Origin of the sequence: Micromonospora thermarum (assembly GCF_012034245.1) — a bacterium.
In the GTDB taxonomy this organism is placed as follows: Bacteria; Actinomycetota; Actinomycetes; order Mycobacteriales; family Micromonosporaceae; genus Micromonospora; species Micromonospora thermarum.
The window spans coordinates 1-23,398 of sequence record NZ_JAATEO010000004.1; the positions used below are offsets into that span (position 1 = coordinate 1).

At 73.3% G+C, this 23,398-nt stretch carries 23 protein-coding genes, 1 tRNA gene and 2 pseudogenes; 8 read left to right on the top strand and 18 right to left on the bottom strand.

The genetic code is table 11. The annotated features are described in order from the left end of the window. Positions 1-21 precede the first annotated feature (21 nt). The 3 genes from HCJ94_RS04800 to HCJ94_RS04810 all read right to left on the bottom strand — a co-directional run bounded on the left by HCJ94_RS04800 (position 22) and on the right by HCJ94_RS04810 (position 1,762). The gene (locus tag HCJ94_RS04800; RefSeq protein WP_167999745.1) at positions 22-603 is read right to left on the bottom strand and encodes a hypothetical protein; all 582 of its coding nucleotides are present in this window, start codon (positions 601-603) and stop codon (positions 22-24) included. A gap of 482 nt (positions 604-1,085) precedes the next feature. After that, positions 1,086-1,319, bottom strand: coding sequence for a hypothetical protein (locus HCJ94_RS04805; RefSeq protein ID WP_167999746.1), 234 nt, complete (start codon positions 1,317-1,319; stop codon positions 1,086-1,088). A gap of 359 nt (positions 1,320-1,678) precedes the next feature. Beyond that, positions 1,679-1,762, bottom strand: a tRNA-Tyr gene (locus tag HCJ94_RS04810). A gap of 148 nt (positions 1,763-1,910) precedes the next feature. Here HCJ94_RS04810 and HCJ94_RS04815 point away from each other — a divergent pair. The 4 genes from HCJ94_RS04815 to HCJ94_RS04830 all read left to right on the top strand — a co-directional run bounded on the left by HCJ94_RS04815 (position 1,911) and on the right by HCJ94_RS04830 (position 4,927). After that, a complete protein-coding gene (locus tag HCJ94_RS04815) occupies positions 1,911-2,405 on the top strand; it encodes a YajQ family cyclic di-GMP-binding protein (RefSeq protein ID WP_167999747.1) in 495 nt (164 codons plus the stop codon). Between the two features lie 498 nt (positions 2,406-2,903). Continuing rightward, positions 2,904-3,374, top strand: a complete 471-nt coding sequence (locus tag HCJ94_RS04820; protein ID WP_167999748.1) for a VOC family protein — start codon at positions 2,904-2,906, stop codon at positions 3,372-3,374. An 18-nt stretch (positions 3,375-3,392) separates the two neighbouring features. Continuing rightward, a complete protein-coding gene (locus tag HCJ94_RS04825; protein WP_167999749.1) occupies positions 3,393-3,734 on the top strand; it encodes a YciI family protein in 342 nt (113 codons plus the stop codon). Beyond that, the gene (locus HCJ94_RS04830) at positions 3,731-4,927 is read left to right on the top strand and encodes an RNA polymerase sigma factor (protein ID WP_167999750.1); all 1,197 of its coding nucleotides are present in this window, start codon (positions 3,731-3,733) and stop codon (positions 4,925-4,927) included. The genes HCJ94_RS04825 and HCJ94_RS04830 overlap by 4 nt, the downstream gene beginning before the upstream one ends. 39 nt (positions 4,928-4,966) lie before the next feature. Here the strand turns inward: HCJ94_RS04830 and HCJ94_RS29920 are convergent, their stop codons facing one another. From HCJ94_RS29920 to HCJ94_RS04885, 11 genes and pseudogenes are all read right to left on the bottom strand, one after another. After that, the gene (locus HCJ94_RS29920; RefSeq protein ID WP_240943965.1) at positions 4,967-5,287 is read right to left on the bottom strand and encodes a hypothetical protein; all 321 of its coding nucleotides are present in this window, start codon (positions 5,285-5,287) and stop codon (positions 4,967-4,969) included. A 68-nt stretch (positions 5,288-5,355) separates the two neighbouring features. Next, positions 5,356-5,616: pseudogene (locus tag HCJ94_RS31370) on the bottom strand (GNAT family N-acetyltransferase); the annotation flags it as partial. A 170-nt stretch (positions 5,617-5,786) separates the two neighbouring features. After that, positions 5,787-7,046, bottom strand: a complete 1,260-nt coding sequence (locus HCJ94_RS04845) for an MFS transporter (RefSeq protein WP_167999753.1) — start codon at positions 7,044-7,046, stop codon at positions 5,787-5,789. A gap of 147 nt (positions 7,047-7,193) precedes the next feature. Next, the gene (htpX, locus tag HCJ94_RS04850; RefSeq protein WP_167999754.1) at positions 7,194-8,060 is read right to left on the bottom strand and encodes a zinc metalloprotease HtpX; all 867 of its coding nucleotides are present in this window, start codon (positions 8,058-8,060) and stop codon (positions 7,194-7,196) included. A gap of 186 nt (positions 8,061-8,246) precedes the next feature. Next, on the bottom strand, positions 8,247-9,773 hold the full coding sequence (locus HCJ94_RS04855) for an NADH-quinone oxidoreductase subunit N (RefSeq protein WP_167999755.1): 1,527 nt from the start codon (positions 9,771-9,773) through the stop codon (positions 8,247-8,249). Between the two features lie 104 nt (positions 9,774-9,877). After that, positions 9,878-11,404 (bottom strand): complex I subunit 4 family protein, encoded by a 1,527-nt coding sequence (locus HCJ94_RS04860; protein ID WP_167999756.1) that lies wholly within the window; start codon positions 11,402-11,404, stop codon positions 9,878-9,880. 55 nt (positions 11,405-11,459) lie between these two features. Then, complete coding sequence (locus tag HCJ94_RS04865) at positions 11,460-13,412, bottom strand: NADH-quinone oxidoreductase subunit 5 family protein (RefSeq protein ID WP_167999757.1); 1,953 nt, start codon at positions 13,410-13,412, stop codon at positions 11,460-11,462. Next, complete coding sequence (gene nuoK / locus HCJ94_RS04870; RefSeq protein WP_167999758.1) at positions 13,409-13,765, bottom strand: NADH-quinone oxidoreductase subunit NuoK; 357 nt, start codon at positions 13,763-13,765, stop codon at positions 13,409-13,411. The genes HCJ94_RS04865 and nuoK overlap by 4 nt, the downstream gene beginning before the upstream one ends. Continuing rightward, on the bottom strand, positions 13,762-14,352 hold the full coding sequence (locus tag HCJ94_RS04875; protein ID WP_167999759.1) for an NADH-quinone oxidoreductase subunit J family protein: 591 nt from the start codon (positions 14,350-14,352) through the stop codon (positions 13,762-13,764). Before HCJ94_RS04875 ends, nuoK begins: the two co-directional genes overlap by 4 nt. Next, positions 14,349-14,999: a NuoI/complex I 23 kDa subunit family protein gene (locus tag HCJ94_RS04880; protein ID WP_167999760.1), complete on the bottom strand. Its 651-nt coding sequence runs from the start codon at positions 14,997-14,999 to the stop codon at positions 14,349-14,351. Before HCJ94_RS04880 ends, HCJ94_RS04875 begins: the two co-directional genes overlap by 4 nt. A gap of 50 nt (positions 15,000-15,049) precedes the next feature. Next, positions 15,050-15,487, bottom strand: a complete 438-nt coding sequence (locus tag HCJ94_RS04885; protein ID WP_167999761.1) for an ester cyclase — start codon at positions 15,485-15,487, stop codon at positions 15,050-15,052. 146 nt (positions 15,488-15,633) lie between these two features. Here HCJ94_RS04885 and HCJ94_RS04890 point away from each other — a divergent pair, with 146 nt between their 5' ends. Continuing rightward, complete coding sequence (locus HCJ94_RS04890; protein WP_167999762.1) at positions 15,634-16,695, top strand: glutathione S-transferase family protein; 1,062 nt, start codon at positions 15,634-15,636, stop codon at positions 16,693-16,695. A 6-nt stretch (positions 16,696-16,701) separates the two neighbouring features. On the opposite strand, the gene HCJ94_RS04895 is transcribed toward HCJ94_RS04890, so the two are convergent. Together HCJ94_RS04895 and HCJ94_RS29930 are read right to left on the bottom strand one after the other, a co-directional pair. Further along, positions 16,702-17,664 carry a complex I subunit 1/NuoH family protein gene (locus tag HCJ94_RS04895; RefSeq protein WP_167999763.1) on the bottom strand — a complete coding sequence of 321 codons (963 nt, stop codon included), beginning with the start codon at positions 17,662-17,664 and terminating at the stop codon, positions 16,702-16,704. 344 nt (positions 17,665-18,008) lie between these two features. Beyond that, positions 18,009-18,611: pseudogene (locus HCJ94_RS29930) on the bottom strand (NADH-quinone oxidoreductase subunit C); the annotation flags it as partial. A 109-nt stretch (positions 18,612-18,720) separates the two neighbouring features. Here HCJ94_RS29930 and HCJ94_RS04905 point away from each other — a divergent pair. Further along, complete coding sequence (locus HCJ94_RS04905) at positions 18,721-19,767, top strand: glucose 1-dehydrogenase (protein WP_309227146.1); 1,047 nt, start codon at positions 18,721-18,723, stop codon at positions 19,765-19,767. A gap of 46 nt (positions 19,768-19,813) precedes the next feature. Here the strand turns inward: HCJ94_RS04905 and HCJ94_RS04910 are convergent, their stop codons facing one another. Both HCJ94_RS04910 and HCJ94_RS04915 read right to left on the bottom strand, forming a co-directional pair. Further along, positions 19,814-21,130 carry a DUF2252 domain-containing protein gene (locus HCJ94_RS04910; protein ID WP_167999765.1) on the bottom strand — a complete coding sequence of 439 codons (1,317 nt, stop codon included), beginning with the start codon at positions 21,128-21,130 and terminating at the stop codon, positions 19,814-19,816. A 112-nt stretch (positions 21,131-21,242) separates the two neighbouring features. Next, the gene (locus HCJ94_RS04915) at positions 21,243-21,809 is read right to left on the bottom strand and encodes an NADH-quinone oxidoreductase subunit B (protein ID WP_167999766.1); all 567 of its coding nucleotides are present in this window, start codon (positions 21,807-21,809) and stop codon (positions 21,243-21,245) included. A gap of 127 nt (positions 21,810-21,936) precedes the next feature. On the opposite strand from HCJ94_RS04915, the gene HCJ94_RS04920 reads away from it, so the two are divergent. Both HCJ94_RS04920 and HCJ94_RS04925 read left to right on the top strand, forming a co-directional pair. Next, positions 21,937-22,548, top strand: a complete 612-nt coding sequence (locus tag HCJ94_RS04920; RefSeq protein WP_309227147.1) for an RNA polymerase sigma factor — start codon at positions 21,937-21,939, stop codon at positions 22,546-22,548. Further along, positions 22,541-23,320, top strand: coding sequence for a hypothetical protein (locus HCJ94_RS04925; RefSeq protein ID WP_167999767.1), 780 nt, complete (start codon positions 22,541-22,543; stop codon positions 23,318-23,320). The genes HCJ94_RS04920 and HCJ94_RS04925 overlap by 8 nt, the downstream gene beginning before the upstream one ends. The last annotated feature ends 78 nt before the right edge of the window (positions 23,321-23,398 follow it).

Consider the following 23,398-nt stretch of genomic DNA (forward strand, 5'->3'; position numbering starts at 1 on the left):
TTAGAACTTGAAAGCGAGATGTCAGCGGGACAACTCACGCCCTCGGAGCCGGTTGAACCACGACTTGACCCGGTCCCTGATACGCAGTCTCCAAGTCGGGATCGTGGGGTTGATGAAGCGGCGAGGACCATCGTTGTCCCGGCGCTGCCACATCAGCCCTGCGGCGTCGGTAAAGACCACTTCCACTGCTATCTGCTCCAGCGGCGCTTTTTCACCCTGCTGCCAGAGACGGCCGGCTAGGTACTGAGCCCCGGACAGAGTTCCTCCCGGTGGCACGAAATCAGTCCACTCTTCGGCCCTGTCCTCGCCCGCTGCCGGCTCGTCCATGCCGTCGTTGCCCCATACCCAAGCCGTCAGGTGTACCCCAAGGATGGGCGCGTTGCTGTGGTTGGTGACGCTGAAAAGGTATTCGTGCAGGGTGCGGTCGTAGTCGGCGTTTGTAGTGTGCTGGCCCGGCCGTACTTCGGTGACGACCGTACGTGCCTGTGCGGCCTCTGCATCTCTTCGCTCCCGGTTGCGGGTGTGGATCTCCCACCACAGGACGCCAGCGGTAAGCAGTCCGGTGCCGACGCCTGCATATGCCTGAATCTGGTCGGGGGTCACGGCATGGAACCGTACCGCCCTCGACCACCTATGTCCGACCGCTGGGCGACGCTAGACCCGCCGAAGGGATCGCCCCGGCGAGAGCGCCGACCAGCACGTTTGAGGTACCCCAGAGATTGGGGGGGTCCAGGGTTCGAGTCCCTTGGCGAGCGGGCCGGTCGGTAACGCCTCGATGTGCAGCAGCGCGGTGAGGCCCAGCATCCACTGGGTAGTCGACCGGCAGCGCCCGGAGGTACGGGCCCAGAGTGCCGAACCCGACCACTGTTGCAGATCACCTGGCGGACGCGTGTCGCACATCGCCGACGGAGGACATCTCTTGTGGCCACGCTACTGCCGACTTGTTCTGTTCTGGATCAAGGCACCGCGCTCCGCGCGGTGCGGGGCGGCAAGCCCGGCCGGCGGCAAGCCGCCCCGGCCGCCTACGGCGCCGGGGCGGTCAGCCACCGACAGCCGCCGGGACCCCGCCCTACAGCAGGCACCGATCACTCCAGGTCGAATTCGTCCGGGTAACGCTCACGAAGCGCGGCAGCCGCGCTGCGCATGCAGTAGTCAAGGCTGCTGCCGTCGCACCTGATCGGTGCCCCGGCCAGCCGCTGACCCGAGATCACCACCGTCCAGGGCTTGTGGTCTCGCTCCCCGTCAATTTTGACGATCCCAACCAGGCCCAACTCCCCCAGGCGCGCCAGCAACTCCGGCACCCGCTCCTCCCAGCCCACCCACGGATTGGACCACGAGGTCCGCTACGGAAGCCGCCGCCCCAGCCTCCGTCGTGGTCGGGGCTTCCGCCTGCCGCACCAGTCCAACCCCGGGACTGGCTTGCCCCCGGGCTACCTCCCAGAGCGGCGAGGCCCGCGTGGAGCCCTCAGCCGGTCCCTACGGGCACGGCCCGCGCCAGCTCGGAAAGCGCCACCAACACCAGCAGACGCAGCCCCAGAAGAGCACTCAGAGGCAAGATCGACCCGCCCACGATCTGCCCACAACCAGTCGTGAACCGCTGGACGCAGCCGGACTCCACCGGACGAACGACAACGGCCCCTGATCAGCATTCCTGCTGGTCAGGGGCCGTTGGTGCACCTGGTGGCGGGTAGAGGATTCGAACCTCTGTAGCTTTCGCGACGGATTTACAGTCCGCTCCCATTGGCCGCTCGGGCAACCCGCCAGGGCACCCACCGCGTCGTGACGCGGCAGCGGAAGCAAGGATAGCGGCTCCCCCCGCCGCTGGTGCAACCGGGTACCGTCAGGGGGTCGTGCCACTGGTCAGTGGTGCACGGAACAGGACAGACCGCCCGGACAACAGGAGCATCAGGATGGCAGCCAACCCGTCGTTCGACATCGTGAGCAAGGTCGACCGTCAGGAGGTCGACAACGCCCTTCGCCAGGCCGAGAAGGAGCTCGCGACGCGGTTCGACTTCCGGGGCACCGGCGCCGAGATCTCCTGGTCGGGCGAGGAGGCGGTCAGCCTCCAGGCGGAGACCGAGGAGCGTGTGCGGGCGGCGCTGGAGGTCTTCAAGGAGAAATTGGTCAAGCGGAACATCTCGCTCAAGTCGCTGGACGCCGGCGACCCGCGGCCGTCGGGCAAGGTCTTCAAGATCGACGCGAAGATCATCCAGGGCATCGACTCGGACAAGGCCAAGGCGATCAGCAAGAAGATCCGCGACGAGGGTCCGAAGGGCGTGCAGGCGCAGATCCAGGGGGACCAGCTCCGGGTCACCGGCAAGAAGAAGGACGATCTCCAGGCCGTCATCGCGATGCTGAAGGGCGAGGACTTCGGGGTCGCGCTCCAGTTCACCAACTACCGGTAAGGGGCAGCAGCTCGTCCGAGGTGGTGGCAAGCCTCCGGGCCCCGGCGCTTCGCGAGGAACACGCGGGGTGATCCGCTCATGGCCGCTGATCGAGACGGCCCGCCTGGCCCCGAACCCGATGCGCGTGCTCGATCGCGCCGGCGTCGCCGCCGTGGAGCGGCTCGCCGAGGCGCTCCGGCTACTGCGCCCTGGAGACCCGGCAAGGCCAGCCACCGGAGCGGACACGCCACGCGGTTCTGGACGTCGCACGCCTGGCCGGCCAGGCCCGCGCAAGGGGCCTGAAGTCGTACGCCGACGCGATGGTGACCCAGCTCCGCACGGCGGCGAGTGACCTGCTCCGCGCGACCGGGTACGAACCGGACACGGCCAAACCGGATGGTGCGCGAGGCGGCGCAGGAGGGCTCCGCCTGACAGGAATCTTCCGGACGGTTGTCGGATCCGGTCGCTCCCCGGTCGTCTTCGTTGGTGAGGGCACCACCAACGAAGAGGAGGAGCGCCATGACGGCGTCATCGAGCCCGATCCCGGACACCTATCGCCGGGTCACCCCGTGTCTGGTCGTACGCGGTGCCGCGAAGGCCCTGGACTTCTACGCCGACGTGTTCGGCGCGGCCGAGCGGATGCGGTTCCCCGGCCCGGACGGCACCGTCGCCCACGCCGAGATCGAGATCGGGGATGCGGTGGTCATCGTGGAGGACGAGGACCCGCAGCGGGGAACGACCGCTCCGCCGGTCGGCGGGCTACCCGGCACCCCGGTGTTCCAGTTCGTCTACGTCGAGGACGTCGACACGACGGTGGCACGGGCCGTGGAACTGGGCGCGACCATGCGGCGCGCCCCGGAGAACCAGTTCTACGGTGACCGGGACGCCTTCATCGTGGACCCGTTCGGGCACGGCTGGACCGTCGCCACGCACGTGGAGGACGTGAGCCACGACGAGTTGGCCCGACGTATGGCCGCCCTTTTCGCGTAGAGCACCGACGGAGGAACGATGAAGTACGTGCTGTTGTTCGTCGACACCGAGCAGTTCGCCGCCGACCTGGCCGCCATGGACGAGCCCGAGCGGGAACGCGCCTACGCCCGCGTGCGGCAGTGGTTCGCCGACCACCACGACAGGATCACCCACCACACGCACCTGATGCCGCCGGACACCGCCACCACCCTGCGGCTGGACCGGGGCGAGCCGCTGGTCTCCGACGGGCCGTTCGTGGAAGGCAAGGAGATCGTCAGCGGCTACGCCGAGATCGACGTGGCGGACCTCGACGAGGCACTGCGGATCGCCAGGTCCTGGCCGGCCTGCCCGGTGGTGGAGATCCGACCCGTCGCCGGATGAGCCGACCGACGCACGCCGAGCTCGCCCGCGTGGTCCGCGACCACGCGGGCCGGCTCGCCGCGTCCCTGGTGCATCTGGTCGGCGACTTCACCGCCGCCGAGGATCTCGTCCAGGACGCCGTGGAGGCCGCGCTGACGCACTGGCCCGTCGAGGGCATCCCGGAGCGGCCGGACGCCTGGCTGTACACCGTGGCCCGCCGCCGCGGTCTCGACCAGCTCCGTCGCGAGCAGCGCCACCGGCAGAAGCTCGCGCTGGTGGCGTGGCCGCCCGAGCCGCAACCCGACGACCGGCTTCGGCTGATCTTCACCTGCTGCCACCCGGCCCTGCCCCGCGCTGCCCAGGTCGCCCTGACACTGCGCGTGGTGTGCGGCTTGACCACCGCGCAGATCGCACGAGCGTTCCTCGTCCCGGAGAGCACCGTCGGGCAGCGCATCACCCGCGCCAAGCGGAAGATCAGCGAGGCGGGCATCCCGTACCGGATCCCCTCACCGGACGACCTCGGCTCCCGCCTCGCCGAGGTCCTCGCGGTCATCTACCTGCTCTTCAACGAGGGTTACCTGTCCACCGGCGGTGACCGGGCCCAGTCGCGGGATCTGGCCGACGACGCCGAGTTCCTCGCCGCGCTGCTGCACCAGCTCATGCCCACCGAACCGGAGGTCGCCGGCCTGCTCGCCCTGATCCGGCTCCACCGGGCCAGGGCCAGCGCCCGCTTCGACCACAACGACGAGATCGTCCAGCTCCAGCACCAGGACCGGTCCCGCTGGGATCACCAGGCCATCAACGACGCCGGCCGGCTGATCGCCCGTGCCGCGGCGCAGAAGCGACCGGGGTCCTACCAGGTGCAAGCCGCCATCGTCGCCTGCCACGCCGAGGCCGCCCGGTGGGAGGACACCGACTGGGCCCAGATCGCCGTGCTCTACGACATGCTGCTGCACCTGGCACCGTCACCGGTCGCCCGCCTCCACCGGGCGATCGCCCTGCGCTACGTCACCGGGTCGTCAGCCGCGCTCGCCGAAGTCGACGCCCTGGCCGGCGACCTGAACGACTACCACCTGTTCCACGCCACCCGAGCCGAGTTGCTCCGCGACGTGGGCGACGCCGCCCGGGCGCGGGCCGCCGACGAACGCGCCCTCGCCCTGGCCGCCAACCCCGCCGAACGATCACTCCTCCGCCAACGCCTCACCTGGGCGTAGCGCGGTGACGGGCAGATGCGCCGCCGGGCTCAGGCTGCGTCAGAACGGCGGGCACCACGCCGCGCGGGACAGTCCCGTCGCCCACGGCCACGCGGCGCCCAGGAACACCGCCGCGAGGATCAGCCAGAGCCACCAGCGCCGTCCCCGGTACAGGTTCAGCAGGGCGAGCCCGAAGCACACGATTCCGGCGACGGTGTGCGCGCAGGTCACCAGCCAGACGAACGTGCCGTTGTCGAAGCCCCAGTCGGCTGATTCCTGGACGCACCACCCGGGATTGGTGATCTCGGGATGGAACCACAGGAGCAGCCACCCGTAGAACAGGAGCAGCGGACCGACGACCGCCGAACCGGCGACGGCCACCAGCAGCGCAGCGCCGGCTCATTGTCCGGGTGCACCCGCATGAACACGGCCGGGTGGTGGCCGAGCCCCCGGCCGCCGTACGCGGGCGCCACGATCAGGCGGGCCAGCTCGACCTCGGCCTCCTCGTCGTCGAGCCACAGCTCGCCGTACGCGACCGGCTCGCCGTCGACGACGGCGACGTACGCGACCGCGTCGGGGGCAGCGGACCAGCCGGCGACCACCTCGGGTGTCACCTCGTCCCGCGAGCACCAGCGCCGGGTCTCCTCGGCCGACCGGGCCCAGCCGGCCACGCTCGCCGCGTGCGACGGTCCGAACGCCGTCAATTCCACCGCGCACCGCCTCCGCCGCCGTGACCGGGCGGCAGATGCTGCCCGCTCAGGTGGCGAAGACGAGCAGCAGGATCACCGTGAGCACGGCGCTGATCAGCAGCGAACCCAGGCAGCCGATCCGGTTCGAGAAGAAGACGAACATCCGGACGGTGTACCCGTCCCGGCGCGGATCAGGCGGGGACAGGCTGCTCGGCGCGTACGGCGTGGGCCTCCGCGCGGGCGACGGGCCCGGCGGGCAGGCCTGCGACCGCGGCCCCGACGGCGACGGCCGCCCCCGCGAAGAGGAAGGCCCACGGCACCCCGCCGCCGTGGTCGACGATCAGGCCGGCGACCGCGCCGCCGGCCGCGCTCGCGCCGACCGACATGGTCACCACCCAGGTGTACGCCTCGTTCAGCATGCTGGTCGGCGAGATCCGCCCGATCAGGGTGTTCTCCAGGGTGAGCGCGGGCGCGATGGTGGCGCCGCCGATTACCAGTGCGGTGCCCAGTGCGGCCGGGGTGGGCATCACCGCGAACACGGCGAAGGTGGCCGCGACGGCCCCGAGCAGCAGCGCGAACTGGCGGCTCATGTTGCTCGCCGGCCGGCGGGTGCCGAACCACAGCCCGCCGACGGCGCTGCCGATGCCCCAGACGGCCAGCAGGACACCGGCGAGGCTGTCCGGGTCGTCGGAGGTGTACGCGGTGGCGAAGGCCGGGACGATGACGCCCGCCGCGCCGAAGGCGATACCGAGGCTCGCCACGCAGACCAGCAGGGCCGGGAAGCCGGCGACGCGCAGCGGGCCGAGCCCTCTGGTGTGGTGCTCGTGCGGGTGCGGCCGCCAGCCGCGCATGACCCGGCCGAGCGCCACGGCGGTGGTGCCGGCGAACGTGACCACGGCCGAGCCGACCAGGGCGGCGCCGGCGTCGGCGAGCAGCACGAACGCGGCGACCAGCAGGGGGCCGAGCACGAAGACCAGCTCGAACAGGGTGGTCTCGGCCGCCAGGGCGGTGTTGCGCAGGTGCCACCGGCCGGTGGCGGGTGCGGTGAGGTCGTTCCAGGCGCCCCGGATCGCGGCCGTCAGCGGCGGGTACGTGGCACCGGCAACGCCGGCGGCGACGAACACCATGGCGAGGCTGCCCGTGTCGGTGCGGGCCGCCCAGAGCAGCCCGAGCAGGGCGAGCGGGTGGGCGACGGCGGTGCCGAGCAGCACCGGGCTCGGGCCGATCCGGTCGGCGATCCGTCCGGCGACCGGGCTGAGCGCGGCGCCGGACAGGGCGTAGATGCCGCCGGCGACGGCGGCGAGGGAGTAGCGGCCGGTGACCTGCTCGACGACGAGCAGCAGCGCCAGCGGCGTCATGCCGATCCCGAGCCGACCGAGGATGCCGGTGACCAGCAGCATCGGCGCCCCGGGGATCCACCAGACGCCCAGGTACTGGCGCAGTGCGGCCACGGTGGACCTCCGTAGGTGTAATGAGTGGGAGCCGTCTCGACCCTAACGCCGGCGGGCCCGGCGGAAAACGTGTTATCGCCTACCCCGGACGTGACCGCACCCCGCGCCCGGTGCGGCGCGGGGTGCGGACGTGACGTGCGTCAGCGGTTACTGGACCGGGCCGGCACCGGCCGCCATGTGCTCCAGGCGGGCGACCCGCTCCTCCATCCGGGGGTGGGTGGAGAAGAGCGCCGCCACACCGCCACCCTTGAACGGGTTGTCGATCATCAGGTGGGCGGTGCTGGTGAGCTGACCCTGGGGCGGCAGCGGCCGCAGCTGGGTCCCCCGGTGGATCTTCTTGAGGGCGCTGGCCAGCGCCAGGGGATCCCGGGTGAGCTGGGCACCGGAGGCGTCCGCCTGAAACTCCCGGCTGCGGCTGATCGCGAGCTGGATCAGCGTGGCCGCGATCGGGCCCAGGATGATGGTCAGCAGCAGGACCGCCGGGTTCGGGGCGTCCTCGTCGTCCCCGCCGCCGAGCGGGATGAAGAACGCCAGGTTCGCCAGCGCGGTGATGATGCCGGCCAGGCCGGCCGCCACGCTGGAGATCAGGATGTCGCGGTTGTAGACGTGTGACAGCTCGTGCCCGATCACACCGCGCAGCTCGCGGTAGTCGAGGATCTCGACGATCCCCTGGGTGACGCAGACCGCCGCGTTCTGCGGGTTACGACCGGTCGCGAACGCGTTGGGCTGCGCCGTCGGGCTCACGTACAGGCGCGGCATCGGCTGCCGGGCCTCGGTGGCCAGCTCCCGCACCATCCGGTACAGCTCGGGGAACTGTGCCTCGCTGACCGGTTGCGCCCGCATCGCGCGCAGCGCGAGCTTGTCGGAGAAGAAGTAGCTGACGCCGTTCATCACCAGCGAGAGGACGACGGCGATGACCAGTCCGCCACTGCCGCCGAACCAGTAGCCCACCGCCAGGATCAACGCGGTGAGCAGGCCGAGCAGCGCGGCGGTCTTCAGACGGTTGTAGTGCACGATCACTCCTTCGGTGCGCGGATCGAGGGGATCCGCTGACCGGTTCAACACCACCGGTACCCGTCAACCATCCGTCGTATGGCTGTGAAATGGCTGGGAGCGCTGCCAGCGGGCTCCCAGCTCAGGGTGGGTGCGGTGTTCCCGCACGCGGCCCACCGCCGGACGCCGCGTCCCGCCCGGGTCGGGTCAGCGGGCCGCGAGGTCGAGGACGAGCTGCGGCGCGACGCCGAGCACCAGGGCCGCCGCCGTCGCCGCCACCAGCACCGCCGCGACCGACCAGGCCCGCACGGCCGGCGCCGGCACGGGGCCGACCGGCACCGGCTCGCCGGGCCCCGACGCCGCCGGCCCGGCGACCCCACCGGGTACCGGAGCGGCCCAGAGCGCGGCGGTGACCTTCAGGTAGTAGGCGAGGCCGATCACGGCGTTGACCGCCACCACCAGGGCGAGCCAGCCGGCGCCGCCGTCGAGCAGCGACCGGACCACGGTCACCTTCGCGAAGAGCCCCGCGAGCCCCGGCGGCAGCCCGGCGAGGCCGATCAGCGCCAGCGCGAGCGCCACCGCCGGCCAGGGCCGCCGGCGGGCCGCTCCGCGCAGGTCGTCGAGCGTGCCGCCGGCCGCGCCGGCCGGGCGCAGCGCCACGACGGCCGCGAAGGCTCCCAGTTCCAGGACCACGAAGAAGACGGCGTACGCGACGGCGGCCGCGTACGCGGCGGCCCGGGCGTCGTCGGTGCGGCCCGCGGCGAGGGCCAGCGCGCCGAGCGGGGCGAGGATGTAACCGGCCTGGGCCACGGACGACCAGGCGAGCAGCCGGACGGTGCGGCGCTGGCGCAGTGCCACCAGGTTGCCCACGGTCATCGTGAGCACCGCGAGCAGCGCGAGCACCGGGCCGGTGACCTCGGCCGGCAGCGCGCGCTGCACCACGGCCAGCAGGGCCACCACACCGCCGAGCTTCGAGGCGGTCGACAGGTACGCGGCCACCGGCAGCGGCGCACCGTCGTACGTGGCCGGCGCCCAGGCGTGGAACGGCACCGCCGCCACCTTGAACGCCAGCCCCAGCACGACCAGGGCGACCGCGGCGGTGGTGAGCGGCAGGTCCAGCAGCTCCGGCCGCTCGGCGAACAGCGCCCCGAGCCGCCCGAGGTGCAGCGCCCCGGTCGCCGCGTAGAGCAGGGCCGCCCCGAGCAGCGTGAGCGTGGTGGCGACCACGCTCACCACGAAGAACGTCACCGCCGCCTCGATGCTGGCCAGGCTCCCCCGCCGCAGCCCGACCAGGACGTACAGCGGCAGGGTCAGGGTCTCCAGAGCCACGATCAGGGTGATCAGGTCACCGGCCGCGCCGAGCACCACACCGCCGGTCATCGAGGCGGCGAGCAGGAAGCAGTACTCCCCCGCCGGCGACGTCCCGTCCCGCAGCAGCGGCCCGGACAGGCCGAGCACCCCTAGGGTGAGCAGCGCGACGACCACGGCGACCAGGGCGGCCCGGCCGTCGAAGACGTACGAACAGTCGGATCCCACGCAGAACGTCCGGCGCTCCCCACCGGAGCCGACGAGCACGGCACCGACCACCGTGGCGGTGGCGCCCAGCGCGGCGGCCACCACGGTGACCCGCGCGCGGGCCACCAGCAGGTCGGCGAGCAGCACCAGCACGGCGGTGCCGGCGGCCAGGTACGCCGGGAGCAACGCCACGTTGTCGACGCTCTGCACGACGCTCACGGTGTCCGCGATGTTCGCGACCGCGGGGCTCGCAAGCTCACTCCTCGCGCTCACGGTGTCCGCGATGTTCGCGACCGCGGGGCTCGCAAGCTCACTCCTCGCGCTCACGGCAGGACCTCCAACAGCGCGTCGACCGGGGCCTCGGCGACGCCGAGCACCAGCGTCGGGGCCAGGCCGACGGCGAGGGCGAGCAGCACCAGCGGCGCCCAGGCGGCCAGTTCCGCGCCGGCCAGGCCCGGGGTGAGTCGCGCGACGGCGGGACTGGGCCGCCCGTGGGTGACCTGGCGCAGCAGCCGGAGGAAGTACGCGGCGGTGAGCGCCCCGCCGACCGCGGCGAGGACGGCGAGCGTGGTCCACAGCGCCCCGCCGACCTGCACCGCGGCGACCACGACGAAGGCCTCCCCCCAGAAGCCGGCGAGCCCGGGCAGCCCGAGCGAGGCGACGGCGGCGAAGCCGAGCAGCCCGGCCAGCCGGGGCGCGGTCTCCCGCAGCCCGGACAGGTCGCCCAGGTCGCCGGTGTGCGTACGGTCCTTGACGGCCCCGGCGAGGAAGAACAGCAGGCCGGTGATCACGCCGTGCGCGACGTTGCCGATCAGGGCCGCCTGGAGACCGGTGGCGGTGAGCGTGGCGATCCCGAGCAGCACGAAGCCCATGTGGCCGACGCTGGAGTACGCGATCAACCGCTTCAGCTCGGTCTGCGCGAGGCAGACCAGCCCGCCGACCAGGATCGCCGCGACGGCGAGCACGCCGAGCACCGGCGCGGCCCAGCGGGCGCCCTCGGGCGCGACACCGACCGCGATCCGGATCAGCCCGTACGTGCCCATCTTCAGCAGGACCCCGGCGAGGATCACGCTGCCGACGGTGGGTGCCTGGGTGTGCGCGTCGGGCAGCCAGGAGTGCAGCGGCCACAGCGGGCTCTTCACCGCGAAGGCGAGCGCCAGCAGGGTGAACGCGGCGAGCTGCGTACCCCGGGACATCCCGGCGCTGCCGGTGAGCGCCAGGAGGTCGGCGGTGCCGGCGGCGGCGACCACCACGAAGACGCCGACCAGCAGCAGCACCGAGCCGAACAGCGTGTAGAGGGCGAACTTCCGCGCCGCGCGCCGCCGGTCCGGCCCGCCCCAACCGGCGATGACCGCGTACATCGGCAGGAGGACGACCTCGAAGAAGACGAAGAACAGCACCAGGTCGAAGGCGAGGAAGGTCCCGAGGATGCCGACCTCGACCACCAGCAGCAGCGCGACCAGGGCCCGGCCGCTGCTACCCTCCGGCACCTTCCAGAGCGTGTAGTAGCAGCAGAGCAGGGTGAGCAGCGCGGTCAGCACCACCAGCGGCCAGGAGATCCCGTCGACGCCCAGGTGGAAGCGCAGGTCCAGGCCGGGCACCCAGGGCGCGTCGACCTGGTGCCACGGGTGGATGGCCACCGACGCCTCCGGCGAGGGTGGCAGCGGCGCGTAGGCGAACCAGCCGCGCTCGCGGCCGGCCGGCAGCGGCAACGTCGCGAGCAGGGTCAGCGCGGCGACCACCACGCCGACCACCCGGGCCGCCCGATCGTGCGGGATCGCGGCCACCACGACCGCGCCGAGCGCCGGCACCGCCAGCACCGCGACCAGCAGGAACTCACCGAGGATCACCGCGCCACCTTCGTTCGCGACTGCGGGGCTCGCAACCCCGGCTCACTCCTCGCACTCACGCGACGCCTCCGATCAGGGCGGCGGCCAGCCCGATCAGCAGCGCGCCGGCGAGCACGCCGGCGGCGGCCCGCGGCAGGGTGGCCCGGTGCAGCGCGGCCAGCCCGCCGCCGAGGCCGAGCGCGGCCCGGCCGCTGCCGGTGACCGCGCCGTCCACCACCACCTCGTCGGCGGTACGCGTCGCCGCGGCCAGCGCCGTCGCCGGGCGTACGACGAGGGCGTGCTGGACGTCGTCGAGCCGGAACGCGCGGGCGAACAGCGGCCGCAGCGGACCCAGCGTGGCGGCCGGGTCGCCGGCCCGGTCCCGCCGCCAGCGCGCCCAGGCGAGCCCCGCACCGAGCACCAGCAGGGCGAGCGGCAGGAGCACCGCCGCGCTGAGGTGGACCAGCGGCTCCGGCGGCAGCAGGTCGGACGGCTGCTCGCGCGTGGCCGGCGGCACCGGCCGGAGCCGCGCGGCGAACGCCCCGGCGAACCCGGCCAGGCCGAGCAGGGCGGCCGGGACGGCGAGCAGCAGCACCGGCCAGCGCATCACCGCGGGCGGGTCGTGCGGCTCGACCAGCGGGGTGCGGGACTCGCCGAGGAACGTGCGCAGCAGGAGCCGGGTGGCGTACCAGGCGGTGACCGCGACGCCGAGCAGGCCGGCGAGCCAGACCAGCCAGCCGACCCAGGCGGCGGTGTGGCCGGCACCGTTCAGGGCGGCCTGCTCCGCCGCGTACAGGACGCCGTCCTTGCTGAAGAAGCCGGAGAGCGGCGGCAGCCCGGCCAGCGCCCCGAGGCCGACCACCGTGCACCAGAACGTGACCGGCATCGTGTGCCGGAGGCCGCCCATCCGGGACATCAGAGTGGTGCCCACCGCGTGGATCACCGCTCCGGCGGCGAGGAACAGCAGCGCCTTGAAGGCGGCGTGGGTGAGCAGGTGGAACAGCGCCGCCTGGGGTGCGCCGACCGCGAGAGCGCCGGTCATGTAGCCGATCTGGGAGACGGTCGACCAGGCGAGCACCCGCTTCAGGTCGTCCTGCGCGGTGGCGGCGAACGCGCCGAGCAGCAGGGTCACCGAGGCCATGACGCCGAGCACCGCCAGCGCGACCGGCGCCTGCGCGAAGAGCGGGAACAGGCGGGCGACCACGTACACGCCGGCCGCCACCATCGTCGCGGCGTGGATCAGCGCGGAGATCGGGGTCGGGCCGGCCATCGCGTCCGGCAGCCAGGTGTGCAGCGGGAACTGGGCGCTCTTGCCGGCGACCCCGGCGAGCAGGAGCAGGCAGGCGGCGGTGAGCGTGGCGGTGGAGTGCTCGTGGCCGAGCACGTCGGCGATCCGGAAACTGCCGGCGGAGACGCCGAGCAGCGCGATGCCGAGCAGGAAGCCGACGTCACCCACCCGGGTGACCAGGAACGCCTTCATCGCGGCGGCGGGCGCCTCCGGGAGCCGGCGGTCGTGGGCGATCAGCAGGTAGGAGCAGAGGCCCATCACCTCCCAGCCCACCAGCAGCAGGATCAGGTCATCGGAGACCACCACCAGCAGCATCGCGGCGGTGAAGAGGCTGACCTGCGCCGCGTACGGCGGGTAGCGGTGGTCGACGTCCACGTCGTCGTGCGGGCCCCGCTTGAGGTAGCCGGTCGAGTAGACCTGCACCGCGAGCGCCACGGCGGCGACCGCGACCCCCACCAGCGCCACCGTCCCGTCCAGCCGGACGCCCAGGGTGACGGTCAGCCCGCCGAGGTCGACCCAGGTCCAGGAGGCGTCGGCCAGCCCGTCCAGGGTCGCCAGCAGCGCCAGCGCGAGCACCAGGGAGGCCGCCGCGCCGGCCACGCCGAGCGCGATGGCGAACCGCCGCGCCGGTGCCTCGCCCGTCTCCGTGCGGCGCGGCGCGGGCGGGAGGAGCAGGCCGACCAGGCCGGCCACCAGGGGCACGACCGGCAGCAGCGCGCCGAGCAGGACGGGTGTGCTCACCGGTTCTCCTCGATCGTGCCGGCGCCCGCCGGGGCCAGCGTGGCCGGCGGCTCGGTGAGCGGCACCTCGTCCACGGCGACGCTGGCGCGCAGCCGGTAGAGCTGGAGCACGATGGCCAGCCCGACGCCCACCTCGGCGGCGGCCAGCACGATCACGAACAGCGCGAAGACCTGACCGCCGTGCGGCAGCTCCGACCGGACCGTGGTGTCGGCGGTGACCAGGACCAGGTTCACCGCGTTGAGCATCAGCTCGACCGCCATCAGCACCAGGACCGCGTTGCGGCGGCGGAGCACGCCGTACACGCCGAGACCGAACAGCAGCGCGGCGGTGACGTACGGGATGACCGGCCTCATCGCGACCGCCCGTCCCCGGCGGTCGGCGCGGCGCCGGTGCGGCCGGCCGGGACGCCGGATCGGCCGCTGTCGGCGGCCCGGTCTGCCGGCGGCCGGCCGATGTCCGGCCGGGACAGGATGATCGCCCCCACCAGGGCGGCGAGCAGCAGCACCGACAGCACCTCGAACGGCAGCACCCAGCTGCGGAAGATCTGGTCGCCGATGCGGCCCGCCGTGCCGGCCGCGGGCAGCTCCACCGACGACCACCGGTACGCGTCGACCAGCAGCGCGGCGAGCCCGAGCCCGGTGCCGCCCCCGATCAGGGCGGCCGGCCAGCCCGGGCGGTCCAGGTCGTCGGAGGCGCCGATCGGGGCGCGGGTCAGCATCACCGCGAACAGCAGCAGTACCACCACGGCACCGACGTAGATCAGCACCTGCACCCAGGCCACCAGCTCGGCGGTGAGCACCAGGTAGATCCCGGCGACCGCGCCGAGGCAGACCACCAGGTAGAGGCCGGCCCGGACCAGGTGCTTCGTGGCCACGACCAGGACGCCGGAGCCGACCGCCACCGCGCCCAGGGCGAGCAGCAGCACGTCCGCGGCGGTCACGACGCGCCGCCTTCCCCGTCGCCGGTGGTGGCCTCTCCGGCGGGACCGCGCTCGGGGCGTACCGCCGGGGCGGCCGGACGGGCGGCGGGGCTCGCCGGGACCGCGGCCTTGCGCGCGGCGGCGCTCTCCTCCTTGGCCGGCTCACCGTTCGGGTCGTGCGCGGGCGGCGGCGGTACGGTGCCCATCCACTGCCCGAGGTGGTCCTTGTCGTGCAGGAGGTCCTTGATGTCGTACTCGGCGTACTCGAACTCCGGCGACCAGTAGAGCGCGTCGAACGGGCAGACCTCGACGCAGATGCCGCAGTACATGCAGAGCGAGAAGTCGATGTCGAACCGGTCGAGCACGTTGCGCTGGCGGGGGCGGGCGGCGCCGGGCACCGCCACCTCCTCCTTGTGCGAGTCGATGTAGATGCACCAGTCCGGACACTCGCGCGCGCAGAGCATGCAGACCGTGCAGTTCTCCTCGAGCAGCGCGATCACCCCGCGGGAGCGCGGCGGCAGCTCGGGGGCGACGTCCGGGTACTGCTGGGTGGTCGAGCGGCGGGTCATCGTCTTCAACGTGACCGCGAGCCCCTTGACCAGGCCCGCTCCGGGCAGGCCGCGCTCGCCGACGCCGCTGCGCTCGCTGGGGTCGCTCATGCGGACCATCCTGCCCTGTGCCCCCGGCGCGCGCGACCACCACCCGGCGGTCGGTGACTCTAGGACGTCCGCGGAGCGGGCGAGCCGGCCGGAGCCGGTGGGACCATCTCGACGCCGAGCTGCTGGAGGAGCTGGAACAGCTCGTTGCAGATCCACACGTCGACGATCCGGCCGGCGTCGTCGAAACGCAGGAACGTCGCCCCCGAGTAGCTGACCACCTGGCCGGTGGGCGGCACCGGGCCGAACTGCCCGGCCTGGGTGCCGGCGGCCCGCCAGTGGACGGCCACCCGGTCGCCGGCCGCCACCAGGTCCACGATCTTGTAGCGCAGGTCGGGGAAGGCCGCCCGCCGGTCCCGGTGCCAGGCCAGCGTCGCGTCCGGCCCGGTGCCGCCGAGCCCGGGGCACTCCGGTGCGACGAGGTCGTACGCCGACTCCTCGCGCCCCGCGTTCCACACGTCGGCGACGAACCGCCGCGCCGCCGCCTCCACATCGGTCATCTCGGCAGCCTAGGACAGGCCCTCAGCCCGCGGACCGCCCCGGCGCTCCCGCGTGATCCGGCGGGGCGATCGGCGCGCTCGGCGCGCCCGCCGGCCGCGGGGCGGCCATGATGGGACGAGGGCTCGCGGACATCGGAGGAGACGGCGTGACCGAGGGTACGGCGGCGGCCAGCAACGACGAGGTGCTCCTGCGCACCGGCGGAAAGTACGTCGAGCCGGGCGGCGAGTTCACCCGGGACCAGCGCTACATCGCCACCCGGATCACCGGCGACGGACGCGACGGCTGGCCGGTGGAGCCTGGACGGTACCGGCTGGCCGTGAGCCGCGCCTGCCCCTGGGCCAACCGGCTGGTCATCGTCCGGCGGCTGCTCGGCCTCGAGGACGCCATCTCGATGGCGCTGGCCGGTCCGACGCACGACAAGCGGAGCTGGACGTTCGACCTCGACCCGGGCGGGCGGGACCCGGTGCTCGGCATCGAGCGCCTGGCGGACGCCTACATGAAGCGCTTCCCCGGCTACGACCGGGGCATCACCGTGCCGGCGCTCGTCGACGTGCCGACCGGGCAGGTGGTGACCAACGACTACGCGCAGATGAGCCTCGACCTGTCGACGGAGTGGACGGCGTACCACCGCGACGGGGCGCCCGACCTCTATCCGGAGCGGCTGCGCGACGAGATCGACGAGGTCAACAAGGTGGTCTTCGCCGACGTCAACAACGGCGTCTACCGCTGCGGCTTCGCCGGCAGCCAGGAGGCGTACGACAAGGCGTACCGGCGGCTGTTCGACCGGCTGGACTGGCTGAGCGACCGGCTGGCCGGGCAGCGCTACCTGGTGGGGGACACGATCACCGAGGCGGACGTGCGGCTGTTCACGACGCTGGTGCGCTTCGATCCGGTGTACCACGGCCACTTCAAGTGCAACCGGAGCAAGCTGAGCGAGATGCCGGTGCTGTGGGCGTACGCGCGGGACCTGTTCCAGACGCCCGGCTTCGGCGACACGATCGACTTCGAGCAGATCAAGCGGCACTACTACGAGGTGCACCGCGACATCAACCCGACCGGCGTCGTCCCGCTCGGCCCCGACCTGTCGAACTGGCTCACCCCGCACAACCGCGAGGAACTCGGTGGCCGCCCCTTCGGTGACGGCACTCCCCCGCCGCCCCCGCCGGCGGCGGAACGCGTCGACCCCGCCCACACCCCGCTGCGCTGAGCGGCCTCAGAGGGCGACGCGGACCGCCGCGGTCAGGACCAGCTGGGCCAGCGACACGGGGACCAGGACCAGCCAGCAGAGGCGCTGGAGCTGGTCCTCGCGCAGGCGTGGGTAGCTCACGCGGAGCCAGATGATGACGAAGCTGACGGCGAAGACCTTCAGCAGCGTCCAGAGCCAGCCGAGCTGCGCGTCGGCGAACGGGCCCTGCCAGCCCCCGAGGAACAGCACCGTGGTCAGCGCGGCGATCACCACGATCCCCACGTACTCGGCGAGCAGGAAGAACGCGAACCGCAGCCCGGTGTACTCGGTCAGGTAGCCGAAGACCAGCTCCGAGTCGGCGATCGGCATGTCGAAGGGCGGCCGCCGGATCTCGGCGAGCCCGGCCACGAAGAAGACGATCATGGCGGGGGCCTGCCACAGCAGCCACCACGGCTCCCACGCCTCGACGATGCCGGACAGGCTGAGCGTGCCGGCCGCCATCGCCACCGACGCGGCGGCGAGCACCAGCGGCAGCTCGTAGCCGAGCAGCTGGGCCGCACCGCGCAGCCCGCCGAGCAGGCTGTACTTGTTGGCCGACGCCCACGCGGACATCAGCACCGCCACCACGCCGACGCCGACCACGGCCAGGACGAAGAAGAGCCCGATGTCCAGCGGCTGCCCGACCAGGTCGCCCGGGCCGAGCGGGATGACCAGCAGCACCAGCAGGTACGGCACCAGAGCGACGACCGGGGCGAGCCGGAACACCGGCCGGTCCGCCTCGCGGGGCGTCACGTCCTCCTTCTGCACGAACTTGACGCCGTCGGCGACGAGCTGGGCCCACCCGTGGAAGGCGCCGGCGTACATCGGGCCGAGGCGCCCCTGCATGTGGGCCATCACCTTGTGCTCGGCCTGGCCGACCAGCAGCGGCAGGGTGAGGAAGGCGACCACCACCCCGCCCACCCGCAGCAGCAGCTCCACCCACAGCGGCATCAGGTCGTACCTCCGTCGTCGTGGGCCCGCTCGGTCGCCGCCGGGCCTCGCGGCGACGGCCGGTCGGCCGGCGGGCCCGAGCGCGCCGGGCCGTCCCCGGTGCCGCCCGTGGCCCCGGGCAGCGGACCGGTGTCGGTGCCGGCCGGCCGGTCACCCCGCGCGGCCGGGGCCGCGCCGGCGTCGGCGGGAGGCTCCGCGGTGGCGTCGGGCGCGCGCGGGTCGGCGGGCGCCGGGCCGTCCGCGGCGCCGCCGGGCCGAGGGGTACGCGCCGGACGGGCGCCCGGCGCAGGTCGCGCGGGCCGTTCCCGGGCCGGCCGGGCCGGCACCCCGCCGCGCGGGCCCTCACCGACGCCGGCCGCCCCGGCGGGCGCCGGGGTGGTGCCCCACTCGCCCGGGGCCGGTACGCCCGGCGGGCGGATCGGGCGGCGGCCCCCTCCGGCCTCCGACTCGCCCGGTTCCTTCGCGCCCGGCCAGGGCTTGGCGACCCGGGAGGCGAGGACGAACTCCTTGCGCAGCGGATGCCCCTCGAACTCCGGCGGCAACAGCAGCGGCTTCAGGTCGGCGTGGCCGGCGAAGCCGATGCCGAACATCTCGTGCGTCTCGCGCTCGTGCCAGGCCGCCCCGGGGTAGACGGTGACCGCCGAGGGGATCGTCGGCGCCGCACGGGGCACCCGGGTGCGCAGCAGGACGCCGTGCCGGTGGGTGGTGGACCACAGGTGGGCGACCACGTCGAAGCCGGCCGCGAGCTCGTCGACGGCGGACAGCCAGTCGAAGAAGTCGCAGGCCAGCTCGGTGTCGTCGCGGGCCGCGCGCAGCGCGTCGGGCCAGCTCGCCGGCGGCACGTCGACCGTGGCCCGGGCGTGCTCCTGGCCGCCGGAGACCGACGTGGAGACCTCGGCCGGCGCGAGCAGCGCGGCCAGCCGCTGGCCGACCTCCTCCGGAGTCATGCCGCTGATCCTATGACCGGCACCGCCGCGGCGCGTCGGGCCGCCCGCGCCGGTGCCTTCTGCCGCGTTCCGGACGCGGACCGCCGCCGCCCGGGGAAAGATGAGGACCGTGCGCGCTGTGACTGTGGCTCCCGGGGTCCCCGACTCCCTGCGACTCGTGGACGACTGGCCCGAGCCGGCCCCCGAGGAGGGCGCGATCCTGGTCGAGGCGCTCGCGGTGGGCATCTGCGGCACCGACCTGGAGATCATCGCCGGGCACTACGGCGAGGCCCCACCGGGCCAGGAACGGCTGGTCATCGGGCACGAGGCGCTGGGCCGGGTGCTGGAGGACCCGACGGGCTCCCTGGAACCCGGCGACCTGGTGGCCGGCGTGGTACGGCACCCCGACCCGGTGCCCTGCCCCAACTGCGCCGTCGACGAGTGGGACATGTGCCGCAACGGGCGGTACACCGAGCACGGCATCAAGGGGCTGCCCGGCTTCGCCCGCGAGCGGTGGCGAGTGCAGCCGAAGTTCGCCGTGGGGCTCGATCCCGTCCTCGCCCCGGTGGGGATGCTCCTGGAGCCGGCCAGCGTGGTCGCCAAGGCGTGGGACCACATCGAACGGATCGGCAACCGCGCGGAGTGGAACCCGCAGACCGTGCTGATCACCGGCGCCGGACCGATCGGCCTGCTCGCCGCGCTGCTCGGGACCCAACGCGGGCTGACCGTGCACGTGCTCGACCGGAACACCACGGGGCCGAAGCCGGACCTGGTCCGGGCGCTGGGCGCCACGTACCACACGGCGCCCGTGAACGAACTGGACTTCAAACCGGACGTGCTGGTGGAGTGCACCGGCGCGCCCGTGGTGGTGCTGGACGCGATGTGCAAGGTGGGACCGAACGGCATCGTGTGCCTGACCGGCGTGTCCAGCGGCGGCCGCACCATCAACTTCGACGCCGGAGCCCTGAACCGGGAGCTGGTGCTGGAGAACAACGTGGTCTTCGGCTCGGTCAACGCCAACCGCAGGCACTGGGACCAGGCCGCCGAGGCGCTGGCCCGGGCCGACCAGTCGTGGCTCAACTCGCTGATCACCCGCCGGGTGCCGATGTCCGACTTCGCCATGGCGTACGAGCACACGGGTGAGGACATCAAGGTGATGCTGGACCTCACCTCCTGAGCGGCGCCGGGCCGGCCGGCACGACCCAGCGACCGGCCCGTCCCGCTCAGATGCCGGGCAGTTGGCCGTTGCGGAACACGTCCACGAAGAGCTGGTGGTCCTGCCGCGTGCGGGCGCCGTACCGGTGGGCGAACTCGACCAGGTGCGCGACGAACCCGTCGGTGTCGTCACCCACCGCGGCCACGATCGCCTCCTCCGTGGAGTAGTCGACCAGGTCGTGGCTGGACTCGTCGTCGGCGACCGAGTGCATCCGGGCGACCGCGTGACCCAGGTGGCCGAGGACGTTGGTCAGCTCCTCCGGCTCGTTGACGTCGGCCCAGTCGAGGTCGGCGGCGTACGGGGAGACCTCGGCGACGAGCTGGCCCACCCCGTCCAGCTCGGTGAAGCCCAGCCACGGGTCCGCGTACGCCTGGAGGGCCCGCTGGGACTCGGCCGTGCGGTGCCCCTGGTGCCGGAAGTAGCCGCGGACCGTCTCGTCGGTGATGTGCCGCACCACCGCCGGCACCTGCGCCTGCTTCATGTAGAGGACGACGTCGTTCTCCAGGGCCTGCGTGTGCCCCTCCAGCAGCAGGTTGTACGACGGGAGCCCGGCCGAGCCGATGCCCACCCCCTTGCGGAGCACCACGTCCTTGATCTGCGCGGCGACCGGCCGCAGCTTCGACGCCGACGGCGGCCGGGTGTCCAGGTAGTCCTCGTACGCGGCGCAGACCTTGTCCCGGGTGTCCCCGTCGATCTCGAAGACCCCGTCGCCGAGGGAGAACCGCCGCTCGTAGTTGTCGATGGTGGTCTGCCCGGCCAGCAGCTCGACCCGGGTGTTGAGCCGGGCCTGCTGGAGCACCCGCAGCAGCACCCCGTCGGCGGTGTCCAGGGTGATCGAGCCGATCACGTCGTCCCCACCGGTGGCGATGCCGCGCAGCTCGGCCAGGTACGACCGGGCGAAGACACCGACCAGGTCGCTGATCACGTCGTCGGAGAGCGCCTTGGCGTACCCGAGCAGCGCCACGCTCGCCGCGAAGCGCTTCAGATCCCAGGAGAACGGCCCGACGTACGCCTCGTCGAAGTCGTTGACGTTGAACACGAGCTGCCCGGAGGCGTTCATGTAGGTGCCGAAGTTCTCCGCGTGCAGGTCGCCGTGGATCCACACGCGGCTGGTGCGCCCGTCCAGGAACGCGCCGTCGGCGAAGTCGCCGCGCTGGTCGGCGTAGAAGAGGGCGGCGCTGCCCCGGTAGAAGGCGAACGGGGACGCCGCCATCTTGCGGAACTTGCGGCGGAACGCCGCCGGGTCGAGCGCCATCGACTCCCCGAACTCCTCGGTGAGCACGTCGACGATGAGGGCGGAACGCCGGTCCGCGGGGTCGGTCATGGTGCGCACGCTAGCGCCCGTGGGCCACCCCGAACCGTCGGCCGACCGCCCAGTCCACCCCACCGGATCGGTCACCGGGCTTCCCACCCCGACCGGCGGGGCCGGCAAGGCGTCAGGTCGACGCGGGCGGGCGGACCGGCGGGGCGGTGAGGGACTCGGCCGAGCGCGCCGCGGTGCCGTCGCTCGGCGGGGCGAGCACGTCCGGGCGGGCGACACCGCCCACGCCGGAACTCTCGGCGGCGATCTTCTCCTGGAGCCGCAGGATGCCGTGCAGCAGCGCCTCCGGCCGGGGCGGGCAGCCCGGCACGTACACGTCGACCGGGATGAGCTGGTCGACGCCCTTGGTCACCGAGTACGAGTCCCAGTACGGCCCGCCGCAGTTCGAGCAGGCGCCGAAGGAGATGACGTACTTCGGCTCGGGCATCTGGTCGTACAGCCGCTTGATCGCCGGCGCCATCTTGTCGGTGACGGTGCCGGAGACCACCATGAGATCCGCCTGGCGGGGGCCGTGGGCGAACGGGATCACGCCGAGCCGCATGAAGTCGTGCCGGCTCATGCTGGTGGCGATGAACTCGATCGCACAGCAGGCGAGACCGAAGTTGAAGACCCAGAGCGAGTAGCGGCGGCCCCAGTTCAGGACGAACCGGATCGGCTCGCCGAGCACCGCCGGCAACTGCACCTCGGGCCTCCCTCACGTCTCCCCGGCCTGACAGTCAACCACAGGATTCCGGTACGGTCCCCGCAACCGGTCGGGGGGCCCGGACGTGTGAGAAGAGTTGCCGGGTCTGCGCCCAGGGGAGGCACCGGTGTTCGTGACCATCGACGCACTGCTCGACGACCCCCCGCCGGAGATGGCGGAGGTCGACCCGGCCGAGGTCGGGCCGGCCGAGGTCGGGCCGGCGAAGCTCGGGGCGGAGCCCCGGCCGGGCGGGCCGGCCAGCTTCGACGAGGTGTACGACGCGCACTTCCGGTCCCTGGCGGCCCAGCTCGCCGCGTACGTCGGCGACCTCTCGCTGGCCCAGGACCTGACCCAGGAGGCGTTCTGCCGCGCGTTCGTCCGCTGGTCGACGATCGCCGCGTACGACGACCCGGTCGCCTGGGTGCGGCGGGTGGCCTGGAACCTCGCCACCAGCCGGTGGCGCCGGTTGCGCACCGCCCAGTCCTTCCTCCGCCGGCAGCGTGAGGAGCACGTCCCCGGGCCGAGCCCCGACCGGGTGGCGCTGCACAGCGCGCTGGCCAAGCTGCCGTCGCACCACCGGCGGGCGGTGGTCCTGCACTACCTGGCCGACCTGAGCGTGGCGGAGATCGCCGAGCAGGAGCAGGTGGCACCGGGGACGGTCAAGTCCTGGCTGCACCGGGCCCGTACGGCCCTGGCCGGGCACCTGAACCCCGCGAACGAGGTGAACGAGGATGCGTGACCGGGCGGACGACCGGCTCGACGGCGAGTTCGTGGCGTACCGCGACACCCTGCGGGCGGTGGTCCGGCCCGCGGGTCCGGACGCCGTCCGGGAGGCGGTCCGCCAGCGCCGGCGGCGACGGGCGACGGTGCTGGCGGCGGCCGTGGCGGTGCTCACCGCCACCGTCCCGCTGGCCGCCTGGCGTCAGCTCAGCCGGGACGCGCCGGACACGCCCGTCGCCGTCGGCCCCGCGGCGTCCGACGCGTCCACGGAATCCGCCGACCCGACCGGGTCGCCGCCCGGCCGGCTCAGCCGGGAGGAACTGCTCGCGACCACGGTCGACCTTCCCGACTGGCCGGCCGGGACACCGTGCGCTCCCGGTCCCACCCGGTTGGTCGACCCGCCCGGCCGGCCCGGTGACGTGATCCTGTCGACGTTCGCGGGTGGCTACGGCGACATCGACCGGGACGGCGTCGCCGAGCCGGTGGCCCTGCTCCGCTGCCTGGTCGACGAGGGCATGTACCCCGAACAGGTGGTCGTCCTCGACCGCACCACGGACGGCCGGATCGTCGTCCTCGGCCAGGTCTTCCGCTCGGACCCGGACCGGCCGGAGTGGCTGTACGCGCTGGACGTCCGACCGGACGGGCTGATCCGGATCGAGGTGACGGACGCCGTGCACAGCGACGGCGAGGTGCCGGGACGAGCGCACCGGCAGTGGCGCAGCTACCGCTGGGACGGCACGGCCTTCCCGCAGGTGAGCGGCCCGACCCGCTTCCCCGGCGCTCGGGACTGACGGCGGTTTCGAGCCGGCTGCAACCGGCGGCGGCGGTCGGACGTGTCTGTACCGCCACAGCGCTCTCTCCCCGGCGGC